Source organism: Flavonifractor hominis (assembly GCF_040095835.1).
Lineage (GTDB): Bacteria > Bacillota > Clostridia > Oscillospirales > Oscillospiraceae > Flavonifractor > Flavonifractor hominis.
Genome location: NZ_JBBMFT010000005.1, coordinates 105,624 through 132,496 on the forward strand (window position 1 = coordinate 105,624; position 26,873 = coordinate 132,496).

Annotated in this window: 13 protein-coding genes; 6 read left to right on the top strand and 7 right to left on the bottom strand. The window is 64.4% G+C overall.

What is annotated here, in order from left to right; translation table 11 throughout:
* Positions 1–17: 17 nt before the first annotated feature.
* The 6 genes from WMO45_RS09715 to WMO45_RS09740 form a co-directional block, all read right to left on the bottom strand.
* A complete protein-coding gene (locus WMO45_RS09715; RefSeq protein WP_349140502.1) occupies positions 18–1,451 on the bottom strand; it encodes an aminotransferase-like domain-containing protein in 1,434 nt (477 codons plus the stop codon).
* Between the two features lie 222 nt (positions 1,452–1,673).
* A complete protein-coding gene (locus WMO45_RS09720) occupies positions 1,674–2,036 on the bottom strand; it encodes a DUF1667 domain-containing protein (RefSeq protein WP_349140503.1) in 363 nt (120 codons plus the stop codon).
* Entirely contained in the window at positions 2,033–3,271 is a 1,239-nt protein-coding gene (locus WMO45_RS09725) for an NAD(P)/FAD-dependent oxidoreductase (protein ID WP_349140504.1), read from the bottom strand. Before WMO45_RS09725 ends, WMO45_RS09720 begins: the two co-directional genes overlap by 4 nt.
* Positions 3,268–4,725 carry an NAD(P)/FAD-dependent oxidoreductase gene (locus tag WMO45_RS09730; RefSeq protein ID WP_349140505.1) on the bottom strand — a complete coding sequence of 486 codons (1,458 nt, stop codon included), beginning with the start codon at positions 4,723–4,725 and terminating at the stop codon, positions 3,268–3,270. The genes WMO45_RS09725 and WMO45_RS09730 overlap by 4 nt, the downstream gene beginning before the upstream one ends.
* A gap of 22 nt (positions 4,726–4,747) precedes the next feature.
* On the bottom strand, positions 4,748–5,464 hold the full coding sequence (locus WMO45_RS09735) for a GntR family transcriptional regulator (RefSeq protein ID WP_349140506.1): 717 nt from the start codon (positions 5,462–5,464) through the stop codon (positions 4,748–4,750).
* Positions 5,465–5,481: 17 nt separating this feature from the next.
* The gene (locus WMO45_RS09740) at positions 5,482–6,153 is read right to left on the bottom strand and encodes a Crp/Fnr family transcriptional regulator (protein WP_349140507.1); all 672 of its coding nucleotides are present in this window, start codon (positions 6,151–6,153) and stop codon (positions 5,482–5,484) included.
* A gap of 103 nt (positions 6,154–6,256) precedes the next feature.
* Between WMO45_RS09740 and hcp the strand changes: the two genes are divergently transcribed.
* On the top strand, positions 6,257–7,897 hold the full coding sequence (hcp, locus tag WMO45_RS09745; RefSeq protein ID WP_349140508.1) for a hydroxylamine reductase: 1,641 nt from the start codon (positions 6,257–6,259) through the stop codon (positions 7,895–7,897).
* A gap of 50 nt (positions 7,898–7,947) precedes the next feature.
* Here hcp and WMO45_RS09750 read toward each other — a convergent pair whose 3' ends face one another.
* Entirely contained in the window at positions 7,948–8,424 is a 477-nt protein-coding gene (locus tag WMO45_RS09750; protein ID WP_349140510.1) for a TspO/MBR family protein, read from the bottom strand.
* Between the two features lie 355 nt (positions 8,425–8,779).
* Between WMO45_RS09750 and WMO45_RS09755 the strand changes: the two genes are divergently transcribed.
* The 5 genes from WMO45_RS09755 (at position 8,780) to WMO45_RS09775 (ending at position 26,850) form a co-directional block, all read left to right on the top strand.
* Complete coding sequence (locus WMO45_RS09755) at positions 8,780–15,055, top strand: S-layer homology domain-containing protein (protein WP_349140512.1); 6,276 nt, start codon at positions 8,780–8,782, stop codon at positions 15,053–15,055.
* A gap of 413 nt (positions 15,056–15,468) precedes the next feature.
* Positions 15,469–22,188: an S-layer homology domain-containing protein gene (locus WMO45_RS09760; RefSeq protein ID WP_349140513.1), complete on the top strand. Its 6,720-nt coding sequence runs from the start codon at positions 15,469–15,471 to the stop codon at positions 22,186–22,188.
* A gap of 184 nt (positions 22,189–22,372) precedes the next feature.
* Complete coding sequence (locus WMO45_RS09765) at positions 22,373–22,831, top strand: MarR family winged helix-turn-helix transcriptional regulator (RefSeq protein ID WP_349140514.1); 459 nt, start codon at positions 22,373–22,375, stop codon at positions 22,829–22,831.
* A 12-nt stretch (positions 22,832–22,843) separates the two neighbouring features.
* Positions 22,844–25,003, top strand: a complete 2,160-nt coding sequence (locus WMO45_RS09770; RefSeq protein WP_349140515.1) for an ABC transporter ATP-binding protein — start codon at positions 22,844–22,846, stop codon at positions 25,001–25,003.
* A complete protein-coding gene (locus WMO45_RS09775) occupies positions 25,000–26,850 on the top strand; it encodes an ABC transporter ATP-binding protein (protein ID WP_349140516.1) in 1,851 nt (616 codons plus the stop codon). The genes WMO45_RS09770 and WMO45_RS09775 overlap by 4 nt, the downstream gene beginning before the upstream one ends.
* Positions 26,851–26,873: the final 23 nt, after the last annotated feature.

Genomic DNA, 26,873 nt, shown 5'->3' on the forward strand with positions numbered 1-26,873 from the left:
TTTGATCCCTCCGCTCTTTATTCCGTGCTGCATTCCAGCGCCTGCGCCAGAATCTGCACGCCGGTGTCGATGTCCTCGTCCCTGATGTTGGAAAAGCAAAGGCGGACATGGCCGCCGCCCTTATAACCGTTGGGATAGAAGAGAAAGCCGGGCATGATCAGCAGCCCGCGCTTTTCCGCCTCCTGATAGAGGGTGCGCTCATTGATGCGCTCGTCCAGCGAGCACCACAGAAGCAGTCCACCCTTGGGGCGGGTGTACCGGATGCCCAGATGGGCAATGGAGTCCAGCCCCCGGCACAGCCGGTCCAGTTTACCGGCGTAATGCGCGGCCAGCCGCTCCAGATGGGCCTGGTAGTAGCCGCGCTCGATGTATTCGTTGAGCAGGAACTGGCCCAGGCTGCTCACAAAGGTCTCGTCCACCATGATCAGCCGGCCCAGAGTCTCGATGAGGTCGGTGGGGCCTACGATATACCCGGTCTTGATCCCCATGGGAAAGGTCAGGGTAAAGGAGTCCAGATAGATCACCGACCGGTACCGGTCCAGAGAGTACAGGCTGGGGATCCGGCTGCCCTCGTACCGGAAGTCCCGCTGGGAGTCCTCCTCAATGATGGGGATGCAGTAGCGCCCCGCCAGCTCCAGCAGCTTCTTCCGCTTCTCCAGCGACATGACGATGCCGGTGGGATTGTGGTAATTGGGCATGGTGTAGATGAACTTGGGGGCGTATTTTTTGATGGCGGCCTCCAGCTGGGCCAGATCCATGCCGTCGGGCTGCATGGGGACCGTCACCAGATGGATGCCCTTGTTGCGGAAAATGCTGGCGTTGTCGGGCACCACCGGCTCCTCGGCGATGATGCAGTCCCCCTCCTTCAGGTAGAGGGTCATGATGTGGTGCAGGGCCTGGTTGGTCTCGGATACCAGCTGGATGTTCCGTGGGCTGAGATACATGTTCTCGTGGAAGAGCAGCGCGCAGATGTTCCGCTTGGTCCGCTCCTCCTGGGGCCGGGGCGCCCGGACCATGTCCCGGACGATCTCTTCCATCCCATGGGAGGGATAGGCCGTCTCGTCCATGATCATCCCGGCCATGGAGATGTGCTGCTCGCTCTCCGAGCGGCAGAACAGGTCCAAAAACAACTTTTCCTTCTCGTTGAAGTGATAGCGGATCATCTTCTCCAGCGGGAAAAAGCGGTTGAACGGCACGCCGTCGTCCGCGATCTCCTTGACAAAATAGCCCCGAGGGCTTTTGGAGGAGACGATGAGATACCCCTCGTCCACCAGCTCGCCATAGGCCTTGATGACCGTGTTGCGGTGAATCTGCAGCTCTTCGGCCAGCCGGCGCTCCGAGGGCATTTTGTAGCCGTGGCTGATCTCGCCGGAGAGGATGAGATTCTGAATGGCGCATTTGACCTGGAGGTAGAGGGGGGTCTGGCTGACGCGGTTGATCTTGATATTCATACAGCTCTCTTTCTCCGGGGCACAGGTGTGCTTTTGTGAAAAAGATACGGATACGAAAAAGTTAGGCAATTCGAATTTGTGAAAATTATATCAGCATGTGAGGCGGGTCGAAAGTACCATAATTATTTTTTGGTATAGTCCAAGATGGCGGCTGTGTACCAAAACGGGAGGCAAAAAAGGGGCGTGGGAGCCATCCGGCTTCCACGCCCTGTTTGCAGAGGTTCAGCGGGCCGGGACAGTACGGGTGACCACCACGTCGCTGTCCAGGCCGCACACCCGGCGGAGCACCACGGTCCCCGCCTGGACGGGGGCCTGCAGCTCCACCTGGCGGATGGCCTGCATCACCGGGAAGATCATCCCCTTGGGGATGGGGGCGGTGAGGCGCACGCTGGCCAGGGGGAGCGTGCCGCCCCGCACCAGCACCGAGCTGGCGATGGTCCGCCGGGGGTCGGTCACCTCCTGGCGGACATAGGCCTCCCCCCGGGGGCACAGCTGCCCGGTGACCGACTGCACCCGGCCCTCCTCCACCAGGGCCTCCAGGGTGCAGCCGTTGGGGCAGAGGATACAGGTATAGGAGCGTTTCATTCCACCGACACCTCCAGTGCGCCGTCTGTCCCCAGCCGCCTGGCCGGAACGTTCAGCTGGATCATCTCCGCGGGGATGGCCTGGCGCATCCGCCGCACGGCCACCTCCGCGCCGTTCTGCCGCACCACGATGCGGCAGTCCCGGAAGGGGGCGTTGACCCGCAGGGAGAGGGAGAGGTCCGCCCGGCCGCTGCACCGCTGGGGCACGGTGTGGCCCACGCCGGGGCCGGGGCGGATCTCCAGCGGGCAGGCCGGAGCCGGCCGGCCGGTCAGGAAATCCGCGGCGTGGCGGGCCAGCGCCTCGGCCTCCTGAGAGACAAAGTCCACCAGATCGTGCACATGCAGCACGTTGCCGGCGGAAAAGACGCCGGGCAGACTGGTCTGCAGGCGCTCGTCCACCACCGCGCCGCCGGTGCGGGGGTCCATGGCGATGCCCGCCCCCTCCAGCAGCTGGTTTTCCGGGATCAGCCCCACCGAGAGGATGAGGGTGTCGCAGGGGTACTCCCGCTCGGTCCCCGGGATGGGGCGCAGGGAGGCGTCCACCTGGGAGACGGTGACGCCGCTCAGCCGCTCCCGGCCGTGGATGGCGGTGACGGTGTGGCTGAGGAAGAGGGGGATGCCGTAGTCCTCCAGGCACTGCACCCGGTTGCGGGGCAGGCCGCTGGGGTAGGGCATAAGCTCGAACACCGCCTTGACCCGGGCCCCCTCCAGGGTCAGGCGGCGGGCCATGATCATGCCGATGTCCCCCGAGCCCAGAATGACGGCCTCCCGGCCGGGCATGCGGTTGTAGAGGTTCAGATAGGCCTGGGCGGTGCCGGCGGTAAAGACGCCGGCGGGCCGGGTGCCGGGGATGCCCAGAGCCCCCCGGCTGCGCTCCTTGCAGCCCATGGCCAGCACCACCACGCCGGCCTGGTACTGCCGCAGGCCGGTGGGGGTGACGGCGGTGACCACCCGCTGAGGGGTCAGCTCCACCACGGCGGCCCCGGTCTCACAGGGGATGGACCGGGCCTGGACCTGGTCCAGAAAGCGCTGGGCGTACTCCGGGCCGGACAGGCTCTCGCCGAAGCGCTCCAGCCCGAAACCGTCGTGGATGCACTGGCGCAGGATGCCGCCCAGAGATTCCTCCCGCTCCAGCACCACCAGATCCTCGATCCCCAGCCGGTGCAGCTCCACCGCCGCGGCCAGCCCCGCCGGGCCGCCGCCGATGATGACGGCCTGTTTGTATTCCACGCTCATTCCTCCTCCCGCAGCGCGCCGGCCAGCAGCCACGCGCCCTGGCGGTCATAGCGCACGTCCTGGGGGGCGCAGCCCAGCTCCTGCTCGATCATCTGCTCCAGCTTGGTCTGGCAGAAGCCGCCCTGGCAGCCGCCCATCATGGCCCGGGTGCGGTATTTGATCCCTGTCAGGGTGTGCACTCCCAGGGGATTGTGGATGGCGGAGCGGATCTCGGCCCGGGTCACCTCCTCGCAGCTGCACACCAGCCGGCCGTAGTCCGGGTCCCGGGCGATGAGGGCGGCCTGCTCCTCCCGGGTGCGGCCGGCAAAGCGCACGATGCCCTTGCGGCAGGGGTTGAAGTCCGGGTTTTCCGCAAAGGGTTCCCGCTTGCGCATCAGCTCCACCACGTACTGGGCGATGGGCACCGCGCCAGTGATGCCGGGGGACTCGATGCCGATGAGGTTGACCGCCCGGGGAGCCAGCTCGTCCCGGATCTCGATCTTATAGTCCTGGATGGCGCCGTGCTCGTCCACCCACTTGGGCTGGATGCCGGCGAAGGTGCGGATCTGGTCCTTCTTGTGGATGTGGGGCCACAGCAGCGCGCCGCTGGCGGCCAGGGCCTCGATCTTCCCGGCGGGCACCGAGTAGTCGTCCAGCACGTCGGTGTTCTCCGCGTCGGGACCCACGGTGACGTTGCCGTCCACGGTGGGGGTCACGTGGATGCCCATGTACACATTGCTGGGCACGGGGTAGACCGGCATGGGCAGCAGCTTGCCCATGCGCTTGTGGAGCACGATGTAGTTGCTGCGGGAGCCCACCACCCGGTAGCCGGGGATGCCCAGCAGCTCGGAGATGGTCTGGCAGCCCAGCCCCGCGGCGTTCACCACCCAGCGGGTGCGGTAGCTGCCGTGGGGGGTCTGGAGCAGGTAGTCCTCCCCCTCCCGGCGGATGCCGGTGACCTTCCGGTCAAAGCAGTAGCGCACACCGTTGGCGTGGGCGTTCTCCGCCAGGGCCACCGTGTACAAAAAGGGGTCCAGGATGCCACTGTTGCGGGACCACAGGGCGAATTTCCCCACCACGGCGGGCACCAGCTGGTGGAGCTTGGCCTCGTCCACCAGCTCCAGGCCGTCCATGCCGTTGACCGCACCCTGCTCCATGGTGCGCCGCAGCTGCTCCAGATCCTCCGGCGTGTTGCCCACCAGCACCTTGCCGCAGCGGCGGAAGGGGAAGTCCAGCTCCCGGGCCAGCTGGTCCATCATCTTGTTGCCTGCCACGCAGAAGCGGGCCTTCAGACTGCCCGGCGGATTGGCAAAGCCGCCGTGGACCACGGCGGAATTGCGCCCGCTGGTCTCGCTGCACACGTCCAGATTTTGCTCCAGCACCGCCGTGCGCAGGCGGTAGCGGGACAGCTCCCGGGCGATGGCGCTGCCCACCACCCCGGCGCCGATGACGATCACGTCGTAATGCTCCTGCATTGTGTTCACCTCGCAATTGTGGTCACAGCCGCCGTTGCGGCGGCTCAAAAAACTGGGCCGGGTCCTTAAAATAGTCGGGAAAGGCCGCCTGGATGGAGGAGATGTACTCCGTATAGCGGTACAGATGCCGCCGGGCGATCTGCCGGGCCCGGTCCTCATCCCGATCCTGGATGGCCTGGACCAGCTGTTCATGGTCCTGCAGAGTGCTCTGGGGAGGACAGCAGCGGAAACTGAGAATGGTAGCCCGGTCAAAGCTGGGGGCGATGTGCTCCACCAGCTCCAGCCAGTGCCGGCGGCCGCACAGCTGGTAGAGCATGCCGTGAAAAGCCTTGTCCAGCCGCAAGATCCCGTCCTCCTGCTGGCGGTTGATGTACACTTTCCAGAGCGCCAGGGTCGTCCACAGCCGGTCCACGTCCCGTTTTGTCAGCATGCGGCAGGCCATGACGGCGATCTCCCCCTCCAGCACGCTGCGCAAGTGGCGCACCTCCTCCACCAGTTCGGTGTCGATGTAAGAGACATAGGTGCCGATTTTGGGGCGGATGTCGATGAGTTTGCGCTGTGCCAGCTCCAGCTCGGCTTCCCGGAAAGGGGTGCGGCTGATGCCCAGGCGCTGGCATAGCTCCTGCTCGGGCAGTTTTTCCCCCGGGATCAGCCGGAGGTGAATGATATTGTCCATCAGTACCCGCAGCGCATAGTCTTTTGCGGATTCCTGTATGGTGCGTTCCGAGATTGTGATCATAGTGCCATCCCTTCTCTCTACAGTTCTAGGTGATCGGCCAGCAATTCAAAGTGATTGCGCCGGGTGCGCAGCAGCCCCTCCCGCTGCATCCGGCCCAGCTCCCCGGACAGGGCGCTGCGCTCTACGTTCAGGTAGTCGGCCAGCTGCTGGCGGTCAAAGGGAATGGTGAAGCTGCGCCCACCGCTGCGCACGGCCTGCTCGGACAGATAGGAGAGCAGCCGGCCCCGGATGGTCTTGGGGGAGGTGTGGAAGATCTTCCGGGACAGGTTCAGATTTTTCTGGGCCGACAGGGTCAGCAGGTTGCGCACCAGACGGCTGTGGTGGGCGCAGGTGTTGGGGCAGGCGTGCAGCACCCGCTCCACCTCCAGAAACAGCGCCTCGGACGGCTCGGCCGCCACCACGTCCACCATCAGCGGTTCGGTCGGGGTGCAGGCGTAGGTCTCGGCAAAGATCTGTCCCGGACCCACGCTGTCCAGCACCGTGACGTTGCCCCAGAGGTCGCAGCTCTCAATGAGCACCCGCCCCGAGAGCACCACCCCCAGGGCGGTGACCGTGTCCCCCGTGCGGTAGATGGCCTGTCCTTTGGCAAAACTCTGCCGCCGGCTGGCCAGGCAGGAGAGCATGGCCTGGGCCTCCTCCGGCGTGACCCCGCGGAATAAGGCGGTGCCGCACAGTTCGGTCATATCCATAGAAATCCTCCTGGTAACGTTGTTAAAACAACATACTTGTTGGAATAAATCTATTATACTATGCCCACAATGTCAAGCAGATTTGCGCAGGAGGACCGATACAATGGAACACAACATGTTTTGCTATCAGTGCCAGGAGACCGCCGGGTGCACCGGCTGCACCCGCATGGGGGTGTGCGGCAAGGGGCCGGAAGTGGCCGCCATGCAGGATCTGCTGGTCTATGTGACCCGGGGGCTGTGCGCCGTGACCACCGCCCTGCGGGAGCAGGGCGCGGCGGTGGAGGCACAGGTGGACCGCCTGGTCACCGAAAACCTCTTTACCACCATCACCAACGCCAACTTTGACCAGCAGGCTATTGAGGAGCGCATCCGGGAGACCCTGGAGGTGAAGCGGGCCCTGCTGGAGCAGGTGCAGGGGGCCGGGACCCTGCCCGAGGCCGCCCTTTGGGACGGCGCGGGGGACTGGCCGGCCAAGGCCGCCCAGGTGGGCGTGCTGGCCACCCGGGATGAGGACATCCGCTCCCTGCGGGAGCTCATCACCTACGGGCTCAAGGGCCTGTCCGCTTACAGCAAGCACGCCAACGCCCTGCTGTGCAGCGACGGGGAGGTGGACGCCTTCCTGCAGCGGGCCCTGGCCGCCACCCTGGATGACAGCCTGACGGCAGACGACCTGGTGGCCCTGACCCTGGAGACCGGCAAGTACGGCGTACAGGGCATGGCCCTGCTGGACAAGGCCAACACCTCCGCCTACGGAAACCCGGAGATCACCAAGGTCAACATCGGCGTGGGGAAGAACCCGGGCATCCTGATCTCCGGCCACGACCTGCGGGACCTGGAGATGCTGCTGGAGCAGACCCAGGGCACCGGGGTGGATGTATACACCCACTCCGAGATGCTCCCCGCCCACTACTATCCCGCCTTCAAGAAGTACCCCAACTTTGTGGGCAACTACGGCAACGCCTGGTGGAAGCAGAAGGAGGAGTTCGAGGCCTTCCACGGTCCCATCCTCATGACCACCAACTGCATCGTGCCCCCCAGGGACAGCTACAAGGACCGGCTGTACACCACCGGCGCGGCGGGCTTCCCCGGCTGCAAGCACATCCCCGGCGGAGCAGGGGAGAAGAAGGACTTCTCCGCCCTCATTGCCCACGCCAAGAAGTGCGCCCCTCCCGCCGAGCTGGAGACCGGCGCGATCGTGGGCGGCTTCGCCCACGCCCAGGTGCTCTCCCTGGCCGACCAGGTGGTGGAGGCCGTGAAGAGCGGCGCCATCCGCAAGTTCGTGGTCATGGCCGGCTGCGACGGCCGGGCCAAGAGCCGGGACTACTACACCGAGTTTGCCAAGGCCCTGCCCAAGGACGCCGTCATCCTCACCGCAGGCTGCGCCAAGTATAAGTACAACAAGCTGGACCTGGGCGACATCGGAGGCATCCCCCGGGTGCTGGACGCGGGCCAGTGCAACGACTCCTACTCCCTGGCGGTCATCGCCCTCAAGCTCAAGGAGGTCTTCGGACTGGAGGACATCAATGAGCTGCCCATCGTCTACAACATCGCCTGGTACGAGCAGAAGGCGGTCATCGTGCTGCTGGCCCTGCTCTACCTGGGGGTGAAGAACATCCACCTGGGCCCCACCCTCCCGGCCTTCCTCAGCCCCAACGTGGCCAAGGTGCTGGTGGAGAACTTCGGCATCGCGGGCATCGGCAGCGTGGAGGACGATCTGGCCCTGTTCTTTGGGGACGGGCAGTAACCGGACACAGCGCAAAAAACGCGGCAGGCACAGCCTGCCGCGTTTTGCGTTTACCGGTTGAGCAGCCAGACCCCCAGGTTGAGGTAGGCCGCAAAGCTCACCCACAGCAGGTAGGGCACCTGCAGCCAGGCGGCCGCCTTGTCCACCCGGCGGAAGGACAGGATCATCCACAGGATGAGCCCCCACAGGATCAGCAGCCACAGCAGGGCCGGGCCGAAGGCCTGGAGGTTGAAGAAGAGGATGCTCCAGAAAAAGTTGAAGCCCAGCTGAACGAAAAAGGCGGTCAGGGCCCGGGAGCGGTCGGCGGAGGGAGCGGAGAGATAGATCCGCGCCGCGCCCACGCCCATCAGGGCAAACAGCCCGGCCCACACGATGGGAAAGACCACCGGCGGCGGGGACAGGGGCGGCTGACGGATGGACTGGCTGTACTGCCGGGCGCCGTCCCGGGTCAGCCAGCCGGACAGTCCGCCCACCGCCTCGGCCAGGACCGTCCACGAAGCATAGACACCCCATTTGTGCTGATTCATATACCATCACCCGCTCAGAGCATATGCAGATTTGTGCATTTGGATACGCTCCGGCCGGTACCAAAGTTTGACCGGGCTTCCAGTTCCAAAAACGTAGAATACCAGAAAAAGATTGACAGAACGGCCCAAGCGGAAGAAAAAGCGCCGGTACGCTATGGAAAGATGCATAAAATGCCGCGTCCTCGGATGGTGGACGGAATGGTTGCATCTTCTAAGAAGAGCTGTTATAATGCCAATAGAACGCCGTCATATTACACAAAAATAAAGGGGAGGATAATAAAAAAATATTGCAAAATGGCGGCAAATGGAAAAACCGGTAGGAAAGCAGTGACACAGCAGAAGGAGGAATCAAACCGTGAAGCAGCACAAGCAGCAACTCAGGCGATCCCTTTCCCTGTTATTAACACTGGCCATGCTCTGTTCCTTCCTGGTCATCCCCGCTGCGGCGAGTGAGGATGCGGACCTGCCCCAGGATCTGGATGCCATCGTGGATCTGCTGGGGGGCGACGCAGGGGTGGACGGCGAGTCCGCCTTTGACTACCTGGGTACCGTATTCCTCGGCTGGCGGACAACCGGCGGCCCGTGGCAGAATTATGTGATCAATGATTTTATCGGAGACGCCATGATCGAGGCCGGCTATGTGGACGCCGGAGACTCGTATACCGGCGCGGAATTCTCCGATAAAACCCATGACTATACGCAGGACTTCTTCTGGGTCCAGCACGATGCGTCCTCCTCCCTGACCTGGGCGCCCGAGTACGCCCGGATGGAGATCACCTCCATCCAGAAGGACGGGCAGGAACTGAGCGAGGAGGACCCGCTGTACGCCCTGCGGGACGTGGTCAACGTGGAGAGCTACTCCTTTGACCCCACCAGCGAGATCTATCAGGCCCATTACATCGAGCTCTATGATCTGGACGCCAAGGTGGGCGACACCGACGGCTTTGTGAAGGCCATGTCCGCCTGGATCAATGAGAAGGATGAGACCGGCAAGCGGGTCAACGTCTTCCCAGAAGGGGAGGAGCCCGGCGATCCCCGTGGCCCCGAAGCCCACCTGAACCGGCGGGCCCACCTGGCCACCAACACCGGCTTCAACGTCACTGCCGAGGAGCTGGAGCAGATCCGCGCCAACCCCGGCAACGTCCGGGACCTGGTGGCCGGCAAGACCGGTGAAGTGGTCTATGTGGGCGACGTGAACAGCTTCGACGGCGACAAGTCCGCGCTGAAGGGCAAGATCCTGCTGTGCGACTCGGCCAACCGGAACAACTTTAAGTTTGCCCAGGAGGTGGGCGCGGTCTCGGTGATGACCACCGCCGCCCTGGACAACTACAGCAACCCCGAGATCGACGACAACTGGTTCGGCGCCCAGGACCCGGCCATGACCGACTGGTATGAGAGCTGGTACGGCGGCACCGACGAGTGGTACACCAACTCCGCCCGCTTTGCCGGCGGGGCCGGCGCCGCCTCCAACCAGCAGGCCATGAACTCCGGCGCCCCCATCGTGGAGTGGAACATCTCTCCCGACCAGTACAACGCCATCCGCACCCTGCAGCAGGCCGGGTGCACCGTGACCATGAACGTGGCCACCGTGGGCCAGATGTACGGCATGAGCGACCCCAGCGTGCCCGCCGCCCAGGGTCAGCTTACCGCCATTGCCGAGATCAAGGGCTCCAACCCCGAGCTGCAGCACCAGCGCATCGTGCTGGCCGCCCACGTGCAGGAGCCCGGCTGTGACGACAACGCCACCGGCGTGGCCCTCAACATGGAGCTGGCCATCCGCACCAAGCAGCTCATCGATGAGGGCGTGCTGCCCCGTCCCGAGCGGACCATCGTCTTCATGTGGGGCGATGAGATGTCCTTCTCCGACCTGTATCTGGACGCCCACCCCGACGAGGTGCAGGACATCATCTGCTGCATCGACCTGGACATGGTGGGCGAGGACCCGGACAAGACCGGCGGCCCCATGCGCATCGAGAAGGCCCCCGATCCCGCGGCCTACTACAACTACACCCTGGACAACATCCCGGAGGATCCCCTCTATTACGATGACACCCGCAGCGACTCCGACGGTAAGTTCGTCCGCCTGCCCGACTCCCACACCCTGTGGGGCGCCGGCAACCCCGGCAGCTACGATCTGGGCGGCGTGTTCATCAACGATCTGTACATGGCCTCCGCCCAGTCGGCCCGCACCAAGGTGGCCGACACCCTGAAGTACGACTTTGCCGTGGACGTGTGCCCCTATGAGGGCGGCAGCGACCACAGCCGCTTCCTGGCCAAGGACGTGCCCGCGGTGCTGACCTGGCACTTCACCGACTACGTCTACCACACCACTGTGGACACCCTGTACATGGCCAGCGCCGACGAGATGGAGAGCGTGGGCATTACCTCCCTGGCGGCGGGCTACTTTGCCGCCAACCCCACCCGGTACACCGGGGAGATGCTCCAGATCCTGGAGGACGCGGCCCAGGCCCGCTTCGATTCCGAGGCCGAGTACAACACCAAGGCCCACAAGGACTGGGCCGACACCACCGGCGGCAGTGTGAAGAGTGCCTATGAGGAGGAGACCGAGATCCTCTCCGCCTGGGCCACCTGGTACCGGGAGGCCATCCAGACCTGCGCCAAGTACTTCTCCTCCAACGAGGAGCTGGCGAAGCCCCATCTGGCGGCCATCGACGCCATGGAGCAGAAGGCCCTGGCCGACGCCAAGGAGATCTTCCTGGGCGAGAAGCTGACCCTGGACAACACCGATCTCATCATGGACCAGAACGACATGGCCTTCAACGCCTCCCTCACCGTGTGGGATACCGAGGAGACCGCCAAGTGGTCCCAGGATGAGTGGACCCAGTGGGCCAAGGGGCTGACCTGGTGGCTCACCCGGGAGGGCAGCGAGCAGGACAGCGCGCTCTACCCCCACGTGTACACCGGCGACCGGCTGGACAACTGGACCACCTGGGGCTCCAACGGCACCGACGGCAGCGCCTACTTCCAGCTGGACGAGGTCAAGGTCGCCGACAAGGGCGACTATGTCACCGTCAGCCTGAGCTTCCGCACGGCCGCGCCCTTCTTCTATAATAAGAACGGCGTGGGCGGCAACGGCCTGCTGCGCAACTCCGACAGCTACCGCAACGTGTACGGCAGCTTCATCGGCGGCTACACCTTCTCCGTCAAGGACGGGGACAACGTGGTTGCCACCCTGGATGAGCCCGTCAAGTTCAACATCTATGAGAGCTACCGCCGCTATGCCGACGTGATGGAGGAGCTGGAGCAGATCAAGGCCGCGGCCGAGGCCAAGGGCCGCTACTTCGAGATCACCACCTCCGGCACCAGCGAGGCCGGCTACGACCAGGTCTACGTGACCCTGTCCGACAGCGCCGCCTCCGTGGAGCAGTTCCAGAAGATGAACCAGACGGCCATCACCGACCCCGCCTCCCTCCAGCAGCAGATCAAGGACAAAACCCTGAAGAATTACCGGGTGCCCTTTATGATCAACAACGTCCACTCCGACGAGATGCCCGGCGTGGACGCCCAGATGGACCTGCTGTGGGAGCTGGCCACCGCCGACCGGATCACCTACAACACCCTCACCGGCCTGAAGAGCGGCGAGGAAGTGGACATGAGCCTGTTTGCCCCCGACGTGGTGGATCTGGGCATCACCGGCTTTGGCTCCCGCAAGCTGCTGCCCGGCGGTTCCGGTGAGAACAACGTGACCCAGGGCGCCGGCGAGATCTACAACATCAGCGAGGACATCGTCTACTCGGTGGATGAGCTGCTGGATCACCTGATCCTGGTGGTCTGCCCCAACGAGAACCCCGACGGGCGCACTTACAACACCCGCCGCAACTCCAACGGCTTCGACCTTAACCGCGACGCCTCCAACCAGACCCAGAGCGAGACCCGGGGCCTGGCCAAGATGATCAACGAGTGGAACCCCGTGGTCTTTGCCGAGCTGCACGGCTACATGTCCGAATTCCTGGTAGAGCCCTGCACGCCGCCCCACGAGCCCAACCTGGAGTACGACCTGCTGGTCAAGAACTTCATGCTGGGCGCCGAGGCCTACGGTATGTCGGCCCTGGCCACCACCGACAAGCAGTACGACTTTGATGTGAAGTTCCGCACCTACTATACCCCCCTGCGGGACGACTACGACCCGCAGACCATGAAGTGGTCCGCCTGGGACGACCTGTGCACCAACTACGGCCCCAGCTACGCCATGCTCAACTGCGGCTCCCTGGGCTACACCATTGAGACCCCCGGCGCCAACCAGGCCTCCACCCAGCTGTTCGTCAGCGGTATGTACGGACTGATGGACTATGTGATGGACCACAAGGAGGACATCTACCTCAACCAGCTGGAGTTCTTCCGCCGCGGCATCGAAAATGAGGACCACCGGGCCGACATGCAGTCCTGGTACGTGGACATCAGCAACCAGGCCCTGGAAGAGGACACCTGGCGCGTGCCCTATGCCGAGAACAACAACTACTTCCCCGAGTACTATGTGATCCCCGTGGACGGCGCCTCCCAGCGGGACGTGGCCGACGCCTATGAGATGGGTCAGTTCCTGCTGCGCAACGGCGTACAGGTGTCGGCGCTGGACCGGGACGTGAGTGTGGACGGCACCACCTACCGGGCGGGCACCCTGGTGGTGGATATGCACCAGGCCAAGCGCAACTACGCCAACGCCGTGCTGTGGCGGGGCGCGGACGCCTCGGCCTCCGGCTTCCCCGAGCTCTACTCCGAGTCCGTGTCCAACTTCCCGGAGATGCGCGGCTTTGACTGCATCCCCGTGGCCAAGGCGGACGCCTTTGCCGGCAGCCTGCGCACCCTCAGCACCATCACCCCCGCATCCACCTTCTCCGGCGTATCCGACCGGGCGGTGGTCATCGCCAACAGCGGCAACGAGGCCGTCCGGGCCGTCAATGCCATGCTGGCCAAGGATATCCCCGTGGGCCTCATCACCGAGGGCGACTATACGGGCGACTTCGTGGTGGACTATGACGACTACGTGGGCATCCGGGAGCAGTTCACCCTGACCGCCACCGGCGTGTCCACCATGCCCGTGGCCTATGAGATCGAGCAGCCCACCCTGTTCCTCACCGGCCGCTACGACGCGTTCAGCAGCGGCAAGATCACCGAGGGCTACTACGCCCAGTGGTTCTCCGAGGGCTACGGCTTCTACGATTACCGCAACGTGTACAGCAACGGCACCTCCGCCCAGGACGTGATGGCCTATGAAAAGCAGCTGGGCTTCTCCACCACCAGCGACCCGGCCAAGGCCGACGTGATCGTGGGCTCCGTGGCTGCCAACCAGGGCGAGACCGGTACGGCCGCCGTGGAGGCCATCCGCTCCGGCGTGCCCTACATCGCCACCGGCAGCTCCCCGCTGCGCTACATCCAGAGCGAGTTGCTCACCGACCTGGAGTACACCACCCTGGGCATGGAGGCCCTGCACACCGTCACCTACCCCACCGACAGCCTGACCACCGCCAGCTATGTGGGCGACGAGGACTTTGTCACCTATACCTATAACTGCGGCGTCATCACCAAGCTGCCCGAGGGAGCCCAGGTGCTGATCCAGGCCGCCGAGAAGGACGCCTTCATCGCCGGCTGCTGCCTGAACGACGCGGGCACCCCCATCGACGGCTATCCCGAGGCCTTTGCCATCCAGCGCGACGGCATGGACCTGACCGTCTTTGCCAACTCCATCGTCAACCGCACCCACCAGCAGGACGACTACCGCTATGTGACCAACACCATCTACTCCAAGGTGCTCTCCGACGAGCCCATGCAGATCCAGATGGGCGGCGGCGATGACGGCGGAAGCTCGGGCTCCGGCTCCAGCTCCGGCAGCACTGCCACCATCGAGATCAAGAAGAGCGAAGGCGGCACCGTGACCGCCGACCCGAAGAACCCCTCCGCCGGCAGCAAGGTCACCCTGAGCGTGAAGGCCAACGACGGCTATGAGCTGGCCGGGATCACCGTGACCGACCGCAACGGCAAGCAGATTACCCTGGAGGATCTGGGCAGCGGCAAGTACAGCTACACCCAGCCCTCCGGCAAGGTCACCGTTACCGCCACCTTCCGTCAGGTCGGCGCCTTCACCGATACCGCCGGACACTGGGCGGCCGACGCCATCCGGCAGGTGGCCGAGCAGGGCCTGATGAACGGCGTGGGCGGCGGACGCTTCGCCCCCGACGACACCCTCAGCCGCGCCATGGTGGTCACCATCCTCTACCGTATGTCCGGCGCCACTGCCGCCACCGCGGCCAGCTTCTCCGACGTGCCCGCCGGCACCTGGTACACCGACGCCGTGGGCTGGGCGGCCCAGAACGGCGTGGTCAAGGGCTACGGCAACGGCACCTTCGGTCCCAATGACCCCATCAGCCGGGAGCAGCTGGCGGTCATCCTGTACCGCTATGCCGCCCTCACCGGGCTGGATACCAAGGCGGACGGCGCGGATCTGACCGGCTTCACTGACGGCGGCAGCGTCAGCAGCTGGGCCGTGGAGGCCATGACCTGGGCGGTGCACCAGGGCCTCATCACCGGCAAGCCCAGCAACGTGCTCCATCCCGAGGGAACTGCCACCCGCGGCGAAGCGGCCACCATCCTGGTCCGCTTTCTGGAGCTGAAGTAAATGTTTCCTCCCCCTTGATCCGCTGGTGAGACACCGGCAGGGAGCGCCCCCGCTGCTGCAGCGGGGGCGCTCCCGCTGTTTAAGGCCGGTTTTGGCAAAATGTATAGCATCCAAATGATGCAAAAGAGCCGTAAAATGAAACTGGGCATAAAAAAACGGAACAGGATAACGTTTTACTCCTGGCGCCGCTGAAAGCGGAAATGGACAAAAGGGAGAAAAAAAGACGCACACATTGCAATGGATAGCAGGAAGGTTATAATCAGATATAGACTAACTGGTCGGCATTTCCTTTCAGAAAAGAATGGGTCCGGCAGGAGAGGAGGGGAAGATACCGGCGGAGCGGACCCGGACGGAGTGTGCAGATCAAACAGGTTAGGCAGAAGAAGCGAGACGGAAAGACAGGAGTGTATCAAATGCGAGGCAAGAAGCTTTTAGCATGTGTGTTGGCGGCTTCCATCCTGCTGAGCGTAAGCGCTCCGGCCTTCGGCGCGGATGTAAGTGAGTACAGTGACATCCCGCACGATTGGGCGCAGCAGGGAATCGAGCATGCCATCGAAAACGGACTTCTGACCGGCTACGGCGGCAAGATCATGCCTGGGGAGACCCTGACCCGTGCCCAGATGGCCGCCATTGTGGGCCGGGCCTTCGGCGCGGAGACCATGGCCGATGTGAGCAGCTATGCCGACGTGCCGGCCGGGGCCTGGTACCGGGATGACATTGCCCGGGCTGTGGGCATGGGCGTTATGTCCGGAACAGGGGTCAATATGGAGCCCGAGCGGGCCATTACCCGGCAGGAGGCCTTTGTGGTGCTGGCCAACGCCCTGCACCTGGAAGGAGACGGGGCGAGCCTGGGGCGCTTTGCCGATGGCGATCAGGTGGCCGACTGGGCCAGAAGCGGTGTGGACGCCCTGGTAGCGGCCGGCTATGTCAACGGCGCCGGCGGAAGGCTCAATCCCACGGCCACCATCACCCGGGCGGAGTTTGCCACGGTGATGGATGCGCTGGTGGGGACGTATGTCTCGGACGGGACGGATACGGCCGACCTTACCGGCAACGTGATGGTCCGCACCGGCGGCGTCACGCTGAAGGGCGTGACCGTGCAGGGTGATCTGATCCTGGGCGACGGTGTGGGGAACAACGGTACCGTTACCCTGGAAGAGGTCACCGTCACCGGCCGGGTACTGGTGCGCAGCGGCAGCCTGCAAGTGGGCGAAGGCTGCCGGGTGGACCAGGTGGTCATCTGCAACCGGGGCGGTCAGAGCACCATCTCCGGCAAGGGTGAAGTAAAGGCCGTGCGCGCGGCGGAAGGCAGCGGCGCCGTCACCGTCACCACCCCCAACACCGCCATCACGGTGGAGCAGGGCGCCGGTACGGTGAGCACGGCCCGCGGGCAGGTACAGCCCGGGCAGAGCAAGACCACCGACGCCTCCGGCCGGGTGGACAGCGCTACGGAGCCCTCCGGCGGCGGTTCCAGCGGCGGAGATACGGAGGAGCCCTCCATCCGTCTGGAGCAGATCCCCGACCTGACGGGGCTCGGCGTGGGCCAGAGCCGGACGCTCACTGCGGAGCTCGACCCGGAGGACGCCCGGCTGACCGCCGTGTCCAGCGATTCGGCGGTGGCTGAGGTGGCCGTGGAAGGCCATGTGCTCACGGTATCCGGCGTGGGTGAAGGCAGCGCGACCATCACCGTCAGCGCTGAGAAAACCGGCTATGCCAGCGCCAATATCGGCTTCCAGGTCACCGTGGAAAAGACGGCCCAGCCGGTGGTGACCCTCTCGGAGATCCCCGATTTGACGGGCCTGAGCGCGGGCAAGAGCCAGTCCATCACCGCGGTGACCGACCCGGAGGACGCCGTCCTGACCGCTGTGTCCAGTGATCCGGCGGTGGCCGAGGTGGCTGTGGATGGACATGAGCTCACCGTGTCCGGCATCAGCAAGGGCAGCGCCGTCATCACCGTTACCGCCGAGAAGAGCGGCTATACCGCCGCCAGCACCGATTTCCTGGTGGCGGTGGACGAGCCGGCGGTGGTGGAGGACGGCAGCCGTGTGAAGTACAACTTCAACATGGGCTGGAAGTTCATCAAGGCCGAGCCGGAAGGACCCAGCGATCACACCGACCTCTACGGCTTCCTTACCGACCCGCCGGTGGAGCCGGATTACGACGACTCGTCCTGGGAGGACGTGAACCTGCCCCACAGCTACAACGAAGAGGACTCCTTTGACGACTATCTGCGCAATGACAGCGAGGCCCCCAGGATCAAAGATACGGACGGGCAGTACATCAAGACCACCACCCACCCGGGCGAGCGGGACATGTACACCGGCAAGACCTGGTACCGCAAGGAATTCACCCTGCCCGCCGAGGCAGAGGGCAAGCGGGTCTTCATCGAGATCGAGGCCGCCCGCCAGGCCGCTGAGGTCTATGTCAACGGCGTGAAGCTGGACGGCAAGTGCGAAAACGGCTTCATCCCCTTCGGCTATGACCTGACCGATTACCTCAATCCCGCAGGGGAGAGCAATACCATCGCCATCATGGTGGACAACACCTTCCCCTACCGCACCACCGAGTACGGCGAGATCGACTGGTCCAAAAAGGACGACTATATCCTCAGCTGGCACGATTCCCACTGGCACCCCACCTATGGCGGATTGTACCGCAACGTCTACCTGTATGTGACCGATCCGCTGCACATCACCCTGCCGCTGTACAGCTTCCTGGAGACCCAGGGCACCTATGTGTACACCTATGACGAGCAGGAGACCACCTCCGGCGTGGCGGTGGAGGCGGAGATCTACAACCAGTACGACACCGAAAAGACCTTCACCTATCAGGCCGACGTGCTGGACATGGACGGCAACGTGGTGCTGAGCAAGAGCACCCAGGTGACCCTGCCCGCCAACACCAAGACCTCCGACGCGGGCGTGACGGGGGACAACATCCGGGACGGCCGGGTATTTGTGGAGGGCGTGGTGGAGGACGCCAAGCGCTGGTCCCCCGACTATCCCTACCTCTACACCGTGGTGAGCAAGATCCTGGTGGACGGGAAAGAAGTGGACCGCACCGAGGACTCGCTGGGCATCCGTACCTGGGAGTTCACCATGGATACCGGCTTCTACATCAATGAGCACCACACCAAGCTGGAGGGCTGGGGACAGAAGCCCACCGAGGAGTGGGCGGGTCTGGCATCGGCCTATCCCGACTGGATGCACGACTTCACCATGAAGCAGATGAAGGACGCCGGGGCCAACTACATCCGCTGGGGCCACTGCGCCGGCGGGCCCACAGCCATTGAGCTGGCCGACAAGTACGGCATGATCATCACCCAGCCCGGCGTGGACGGCGAAGGACACCTGTCCAGCGGCTACGGCTACAGCGACATCAGCTACCAGGTCCGGGAAGAGGCCTTCCGGGACATGATCATCTATTACCGCAACCATCCCTCCATCCTGCTGTGGGAGTACGGCAACCAGCCGGTGCGCAACAGCACGGACGCCGAGGGGAACGAGCGGGACAACGCCCAGATCATGGATGACATCATCTCCAAGTGGGACCCCCGCAGCAAGCCCAGCAGCAAGAGCAACGACCTCTCGGAGATCGAGCCCAGCACCGTAAGCGGCCGTGAGCGTACCGCCCGTGAGGGCGGCGACTACACCGCCCAGTATCTGACGGTGATCGAGACCACCGACGGCGACCGGGTGGGCAAGGGCAAGCACCCCATCGTGGAGAGTGAGTATGACCGGGCCGAGGCCCCCCGCCGGGTGTGGGATAAGTACACCCCGGGTTATGAGGACTACGAGGGGCAGGGCACCTATAAGGACTTTACCTCTGAGAAGTTTGCCACCAACGCCGTCAATACCTGGCTGGCCATGACGCCGGTGTGGCACAGCGGCGGCGCCAACTGGATCTACTCCGATTCCACCAGCCACGGCCGCAACTTCTCGGAAGTCACCCGCGCTACCGGCGAGGTGGACGCCGTCCGGCTGGAAAAAGAGGCCTACTGGACGCTGCAGACCATGTGGACCGACGAGCCGGACTGCTACATCATCGGCCACTGGAACTACCCCGAGGGGACGGTAAAGCCGGTCTACGTCGTGTCCGACGCCAGCAGCGTGGCGCTGTTCATCAACGGGGAGCAGGTGGGCCAGACCAATACCCAGCCGGAGAATCAGTACTGCTTCGTGTTCCCCGATGTGACCTGGCAGGCCGGCACCATCAAGGCCGTGGGGTACGACAAGCAGGGCCAGGAGATCTGCTCCTATGAAAAGACCACCCACGGCGCACCGGCCGCGCTGAAGCTCACCCCCATCGAGGGCCCGGACGGCCTGCTGGCGGGCGGCGACGTGATGCTGGTGGACGTGGAGGTAGTGGACGCCGAGGGCAACCGCTGCCTGACCTTTGACGGCAAGGTGTCCTTCGACGTCAGCCAGTTTACCGAGGACGGCACCGGCATCTGGCGGGGCGGCTACAGCAGCGGCTTCGGCATCTCCCAGGACAAGACCAGCGACCTCTCCTTCATCAACGACACCGAGCTCTATGTGGAGGCGGGCATCAACCGTGTGGCCATCCGCACCACGGAGAAGGCCGGTGAGATCACCCTGGGCGCCAAAATCGTGGGCATCGGCACCGCCGAGCCGGGGGCCGAGCTGAGCACCGAGGGCATCGACCAGATCGCCCCCGCCACGGTGAGCGTCACCTCCAAGCCGGTGGACAACACCGGCGGCGTGAGCACCACCCTGCCCACGTGCTTTGACTACGACTTCAGCGATGTGGAGTACCCCGGCATCGGCGACGGCTACATCGATCCGGGCAGCGACAATCTGGAGAGTACCTCCGCGCTCATCAAGGACTTCTCCTTTACCGGTCCCACCGGCGGTGTCAGCGGCAAACATCCGGCCAAGATCGTCAACCCCGCGGCCGCGGGCGAGCCGGTCTACAACGACAACGGCAAGGACCATCCGGAGCTGGTGTTCGGCGAGGATCTGCCCATGTACATCCTCAACGGCGACTATGTCCTGGCCCCCAACGCCGATCAGAACTATGACGCCGGCGACTTCATCATGCTCAGCGCCGGGCGGGACATCAAGCTCACGGTGGCCTATGACGACCGCATCCAGACCAAGGCGGAATTTTTGAGCGACGACGAGCTCATCGTCCGCGACGGTGAGACGGTGAAGGGCGGCTTTGCCGATTCCGGCGACGACATCGTCATCGGCGGCGTCACCTACTCGCTGTACACCATCGATATGCTCAAGGGCGACACCATCCGCTTTACCGGCAACAAGCCCAACCCGGAGGAGGAGGGCAACCTCTTCATCATCTTCGCCAAGGAGACCCGCCTGCTGGACGAGTTCCTCTACGACGACTTTGAGATGCAGACGGCCGGGGAGAAGCCGGAGGGCTGGATCTACAGTGTGCCGGCGGGCACCGATGTGACCGTGGCCAGCACCGACGGCGCCTATGGCGAGACCAGCAACGTGATCCACCTGACCGATACCGTCACTTCCTCCGATGGCTACGCCCTCATCAGCCGTCAGTTCTCCCCCCTGACCAGCGGACGCTACTCCATCAAGTGGAAGGTGCAGGAGAACGGGACCTCCCAGCAGTACACCCGCGTGCTGCTCCACTCCGGCGCCCCCAGAGAGGACGCCATGGACTACAGCGGCTTCGTTCTGGAGACCTATCTCCACAACGGCAAGCTCATCTACCGCCAGCAGGCCGGACAGGACAACACCAATCAGACCCTGGGCACCATTACCCCCAACGTCTGGCACGAGGTGGAGCTGGTGGTGGATCTGGACAACAAGACCTTTGAAGCCTACATCGACGGGGTCCAGGCCGGAGAGACCAACCCCCTGACCGACACCAGCGGACGGGCCGTGGACCACATCATCATCGGTACCCGCGGCAAGGGACCGGGCGATCTGTACTTTGACGACGTCAGCGTCACCCCCCTGGGGGAGGGCACGGCCCCTGTGATCAGCGGCGAGCTGAAGGACGTGGCCGAACTGGTCAAGGGAGACAGCCGTACCCAGAGCGTCACAGTGACCCCGGACAGCGCCCAGGTCAGCGTGAGCTCCTCGGATGAAACCGTAGCCACGGCCGCCTATGAAAACGGCCAGGTGCGCGTGACGGGCGTGTCCGCCGGTGAGGCGGTCATCACCCTCCGAGCCGAGCAGGATGGCCTGAGCCGGGAGCGGCGGTTCCATGTCTCGGTGCTGGACCAGGGCCGGATCACGCTGGCGCCCATTGACGAGGTCCGGGACCTGACCGCCGGCCAGGAGCGGACCATCCCCGTCCAGGTAGACCCGGCCGACGCGGTGGTGGAGGTCTCCTCCAGCGCCGAGGAGATCGTCAAGGCGGTCTATGCCGACGGGCAGATCACCCTGACCGGCGTCGCCGCCGGCGAGGCCGTGATCACCGTGACTGCCGCCAAGGAGGACTACAGCGGGGCGGAGACCACGTTTGCCGTCACCGTTCTCAGCGGCGAGGCGCAGGTGCTCTTCCAGGAGGACTTCAGCGGCTATGAGGCCGGAACCGAGCTGGTGAGCGACGACACCTGGACCGTGACCAAGAGCCGGGAGGATAAGCTCTCGGCCACCATCGAGGAGATGGAGGTGGACGGCGTGTCCAAGCACGTGCTCCACGTGGTGGACACCGCCGACCGGGACGCGGGCAAGGGCGTGCTCAACCTGATGTGCGGCTTTGAGGCACAGCAGGGCGGGACGCTCACCATCGAGTGGACCATGCGGGAGGCCCTGGGCGGGGAATATGTCCGCATGGTGGCCCACAACGGCGCCCCCACCGACCCCGCCGGTGACATCGACAAGATGGACATGGAGCTCTACTTCAACCAGGGCAAGCTGGGCTACCGGAAGGTGGGCACCTCGGACACCACCCTTCTGGACATCAAGAGCGGCGGCTTTGCCACCACCACCGAGGACTGGTATCAGTTCAAGGCGGTGCTGGATCTGGACAGCCAGACCTTTGACCTGTACATCAACGGCACGCTGGAGGGCCAGGACCTGGGCTTCCGCAGTGCCCAGACGGCGGCGGACCGGTTCATCCTCGGTTCCTCCAACTCCGCCGCATCGGACTTCTATGTCACAGACATCCGGATCTCCACCATGGTGTGAGTTCCAAACCCAAACACGCGCCGCGGACACAGTCCGCGGCGCGTGTTTTTGCGCTGGTTGGCATGGCCGGTTCACAAAGTGTTTACAATTACGGCAGGCAATCCCCTTGACTTCACGGCGGGAGCGTCGTAATATAGTTGTCACGCTAATAGATAACAATGTTAAGAATTAAGGCGGTGACAAAATGCAAGAGGAACTGGTGACCCAGCTCAGCGGAGCCCTCCACCGGCTGGCCCGTGTCCGCTACAGCCTGCCCATGGGCGGGCTGCCTATGGGGGAGTTTTTCATGCTGCAGCTCATCCAGCACCGGGAGGGCACAGGTCCGGACAGACGGAAGGTGTATGTCTCCCAGCTGACCCAGTGCACCCACGTGTCGGCGCCGGCGGTGTCCCGCACGCTGCGGCGGCTGGAGGGCAAGGGGCTGGTCCAGCGGCAGACCGACCCGGAGGACCGGCGCACCACCTACGTGGTGCTGACCGGGGACGGCCTGGCCCTGCTGGAGGTATGCCGGCAGCAGATGGAGGAGCTGGGGCGCCGTGTGGTGGCGCGCATGGGGAGCGAGGAGCTGAGCGCCCTGGCGGCCCAGCTGGACCGGCTGACCGATACCGTTCAGGAAGAACGGAAGAAGATGTCTGTGGAATAAGGAGCGAATGGCATGGGAAATATCCTGAGATATTTGAAAAAGCACGTGGGCATGGTCCTGCTCATCCTGGTGCTGCTGTGCGTGCAGGCCTACTGTGACCTGACGCTGCCCCGGTACACGTCGGACATTGTGGACGTAGGGATCCAGCAGAGCGGCGTGGAGCGGGTGACCCCGGAGCGGATGCGGGGGAGCACCCTGGAGGCGCTGAGCCTGTTTCTGAGCGACGAGGACGAGGCGGCCCTCCGGGCGGCCTATACCGCGGACGGCAACGGGGACTATGTCCTCACGGAGACCGACGGGGACACGCTGGACCGGCTGGATGAGCAGCTGGGCCTGCCCATGGTGGCCCTCTACCAGATGGAGCAGCAGGGGATGGACCCGGCCGCCCTGGTGGGACAGGCCGAACAGATGGGCCGGGCGGCCTTCAAGGCCCAGCTCATGGAGCAGATGCAGGCCATGGCCGACCAGTACGGCGCCACCGCCGGGACCATGACCGACCAGATGGCCATCTTGTTCGTCCAGCAGGAGTATGAGGCCATGGGGGTGGATCTGCACGCCCTCCAGCGCAGCTATCTGCTGACCACCGGCGGCAAGATGCTGGCCCTCACCCTGCTGATGGTGGCCGCCGCCATTACGGCGGGCATGCTGGCCTCCCGGGTGGCGGCCAGCGTGGGCATGGAGCTGCGGGGCCAGGTGTTCCGCAAGGTGGTCGGCTTCTCCAACGCGGAGATCGACCGCTTCTCCACCGCATCCCTCATCACCCGCTCCACCAACGACATCCAGCAGATCCAGATGGTAGTGGTCATGCTGCTGCGCCTGGTGCTCTACGCCCCCATCATCGGCATCGGCGGCATCGTGCGGGTGGCCACCACCCGCACCGGCATGGGCTGGATCATCGCCGTGGCGGTGGGTGTGCTGCTGGTGCTGGTGGCGGTGCTGATGACGGTGGCCATGCCAAAGTTCAAGAAGATGCAGACCCTCATCGACCGGGTCAACCTGGTCTCCCGGGAGATCCTCACCGGCCTGCCGGTGATCCGCGCCTTCAGCCGGGAGGAGTATGAGCGCCAGCGCTTTGACAAGGCCAACCGGGACCTGATGGGCACCCAGCTGTTCACCAACCGCACCATGAGTATGATGATGCCCATCATGATGCTCATCATGAACGGCATCTCGGTGCTCATCGTGTGGGCGGGGGCCCACGGGGTGGATCTGGGCACCATGCAGGTGGGCGACATGATCGCCTTCATCACCTACACCATGCAGATCGTCATGGCCTTTTTGATGATCTCGGTGGTATCCATCATGCTGCCCCGGGCGGGCGTGTCCGCCAAGCGTATCCAGGAGGTGCTGGACACCGTGCCCTCCATCCACGACCCGGAGCCCGGCAAGAATAAGGACGAGAGCCGGCAGGAGTGGCGGGGCGAGGTGTGCTTTGAGGACGTGTCCTTCCGCTACCCAGACGCCCAGGCCGACGTGCTGGAGCACATCTCCTTCACCGCAAAGCCCGGCCAGACCACCGCCATCATCGGCTCCACCGGCAGCGGCAAGTCCACGCTGCTCAATCTGATCCCCCGGTTCTTTGACGTGAGCTACGGGCGCATCACCATCGACGGGGTGGACATCCGGAACCTGTCGCTGCACAAGCTCCACAGCCTGCTGGGGTATGTGCCCCAGAAAGGGGTGCTCTTCTCGGGCACCATTGAGAGCAACCTGAAGTTCGGCGGGGCGGACATCACCGACGAGGCTATGCGCCAGGCGGCGGTCATCGCCCAGGCCGACGACTTCATCGACGCCAAGCCCGAGGGCTACGCCTCCCCCATCGCCCAGGGGGGCACCAACGTGTCCGGCGGCCAGAAGCAGCGGCTGTCCATCGCACGGGCGGTGGCAAAGGACCCCAAGGTCTATCTGTTTGACGACTCCTTCTCCGCCCTGGACTACAAGACCGACGCGGCCCTGCGCCGGGCCCTGGGCGAGCAGGTGAAGGACGCCGCCGTTATCATCGTGGCCCAGCGCATCTCCACCATCCTCCACGCCCAGCAGATCATCGTGCTGGACGAGGGGCGCATCGCAGGCATCGGCACCCATGAGGAGCTGATGGCCAGCTGCCCCACCTATCAGGAGATCGCCCGGAGCCAGCTGTCGGAAGCGGAATTGGGAGGTGCAGGCGCATGAGTGAAAAACATACCATGTCCCGGCCCCGGGGCCCCATGGGCCACCGCGGCCCGGGCGTGCCCGGCGAGAAGGCCAAGGACTTCAAGGGCACCGTGAAGAAGCTGCTGCGCCACATGGGGCGCTTCAAGCTCCAGCTGGCCCTGGTGGGGCTCTTCGCTGTGTGCTCCACCATCTTCAACATCGTAGGGCCCAAGGTGCTCTCCCAGGCCACCACCGAGATCTTTACCGGCCTGGTGGCCAAGGTCCAGGGCACCGGCGGCATCGACTTCGGCAAGATCGGCCGCATCCTGATCGTGCTGCTGGTGCTCTACCTCATCAGCGCCGGCTTCTCCCTGCTCCAGGGCTGGATCATGAGCGGAGTCACCCAAAAGACCTGCTACGGCCTGCGGCGGGACATCTCGGAAAAGATCCACCGCATGCCCATGAAATACTTTGAGTCCCGCACGGTGGGCGAGGTCCTCTCCCGCATCACCAACGACGTGGACACCCTGGGCCAGAGCCTCAACCAGTCGGTGACCACCCTCATCACCTCGGTGACCACCCTCATCGGCGTGCTGGTGATGATGCTCACCATCTCCCCCCTCATGACCCTCATCGCCCTGGTGATCCTGCCGGTGTCGGCGGGCCTGGTGATGCTGGTGGTCAAGCACAGCCAGAAGTACTTCGTGGCCCAGCAGAAGTACCTGGGCAAGATCAACGGCCAGGTGGAGGAGACCTACTCCGGCCACAGCGTGGTGCGGGCCTTCAACCGGGAAGAGGAAGTGATCCGGGAGTTTGACGAGACCAACGCCGTGCTCTTCAAGTCGGCCTGGCTGAGCCAGTTCCTCTCGGGCATGATGCAGCCCATCATGACCTTCGTGGGCAACCTGGGCTATGTGGCCGTGGCCGTGGCCGGCTCCATGCTGGCGGTGGCCGGTGCCATCACCGTGGGCGATATCCAGGCCTTCATCCAGTACCTGCGGCAGTTCACCCAGCCGGTGACCCAGATCGCCCAGGTGTCCAATATGCTCCAGTCCATGGCCGCCGCCGCCGAGCGGGTGTTTGAGTTTTTGGCCGAGGAGGAGGAGAGCCAGAGCGACGCCTGCCCCGTGCCCGCCGAGCAGCTCACCGGCGCGGTGGAGTTTGACCACGTGAAGTTCGGCTATGTGCCGGAAAAGACCATCATCCACGACTTCTCCGCCAAGGTGGAGCCGGGCCAGACGGTGGCCATCGTGGGTCCCACCGGCGCGGGCAAGACCACCATGGTCAAGCTGCTCATGCGGTTCTACGACGTGGACGCCGGCGCCATCCGGGTGGACGGCCACGACGTGCGGGAGTTCAACCGCACCAAACTGCGGGAGGCCTTCGGCATGGTGCTCCAGGACACCTGGCTGTTCAAGGGCACCATTATGGAGAACATCCGCTACGGCCGGCTGGACGCCACCGATGAGGAGGTCATGGCCGCGGCCAAGGCGGCCCACGTCCACCACTTCATCCAGACCCTCCCCGGGGGCTACCAGATGGAGCTCAACGAGGACGCCTCCAACGTCTCCCAGGGGCAGAAGCAGCTGCTCACCATCGCTCGGGCTATCCTGGCGGACAACCGGATTTTGATCCTGGACGAGGCCACCTCCTCGGTGGATACCCGCACCGAGCACCTGATCCAGGCCGCCATGAACAACCTGATGAAGGGGCGCACCAGCTTCGTCATCGCCCACCGGCTGTCCACCATCAAGGAGGCCGACCTCATCCTGGTGATGAAGGACGGCGACATCGTGGAACAGGGCACCCACCAGCAGCTGCTGGACAAGGGCGGCTTCTACGCGGGACTCTACAACGCCCAGTTTGAAGAGAGCGAGGCATCCTGAAAACAAAAAAACGCCCTGCAGCC

Coding starts and splice junctions, on each gene's coding strand:
- WMO45_RS09715 (WP_349140502.1), bottom strand. CDS start 1,451: ATGAATATCAAGATCAACCGCGTCAGCCAGACCCCCCTCTACCTCCAG.
- WMO45_RS09720 (WP_349140503.1), bottom strand. CDS start 2,036: ATGAAACGCTCCTATACCTGTATCCTCTGCCCCAACGGCTGCACCCTG.
- WMO45_RS09725 (WP_349140504.1), bottom strand. CDS start 3,271: ATGAGCGTGGAATACAAACAGGCCGTCATCATCGGCGGCGGCCCGGCG.
- WMO45_RS09730 (WP_349140505.1), bottom strand. CDS start 4,725: ATGCAGGAGCATTACGACGTGATCGTCATCGGCGCCGGGGTGGTGGGC.
- WMO45_RS09735 (WP_349140506.1), bottom strand. CDS start 5,464: ATGATCACAATCTCGGAACGCACCATACAGGAATCCGCAAAAGACTAT.
- WMO45_RS09740 (WP_349140507.1), bottom strand. CDS start 6,153: ATGGATATGACCGAACTGTGCGGCACCGCCTTATTCCGCGGGGTCACG.
- hcp (WP_349140508.1), top strand. CDS start 6,257: ATGGAACACAACATGTTTTGCTATCAGTGCCAGGAGACCGCCGGGTGC.
- WMO45_RS09750 (WP_349140510.1), bottom strand. CDS start 8,424: ATGAATCAGCACAAATGGGGTGTCTATGCTTCGTGGACGGTCCTGGCC.
- WMO45_RS09760 (WP_349140513.1), top strand. CDS start 15,469: ATGCGAGGCAAGAAGCTTTTAGCATGTGTGTTGGCGGCTTCCATCCTG.
- WMO45_RS09765 (WP_349140514.1), top strand. CDS start 22,373: ATGCAAGAGGAACTGGTGACCCAGCTCAGCGGAGCCCTCCACCGGCTG.
- WMO45_RS09770 (WP_349140515.1), top strand. CDS start 22,844: ATGGGAAATATCCTGAGATATTTGAAAAAGCACGTGGGCATGGTCCTG.
- WMO45_RS09775 (WP_349140516.1), top strand. CDS start 25,000: ATGAGTGAAAAACATACCATGTCCCGGCCCCGGGGCCCCATGGGCCAC.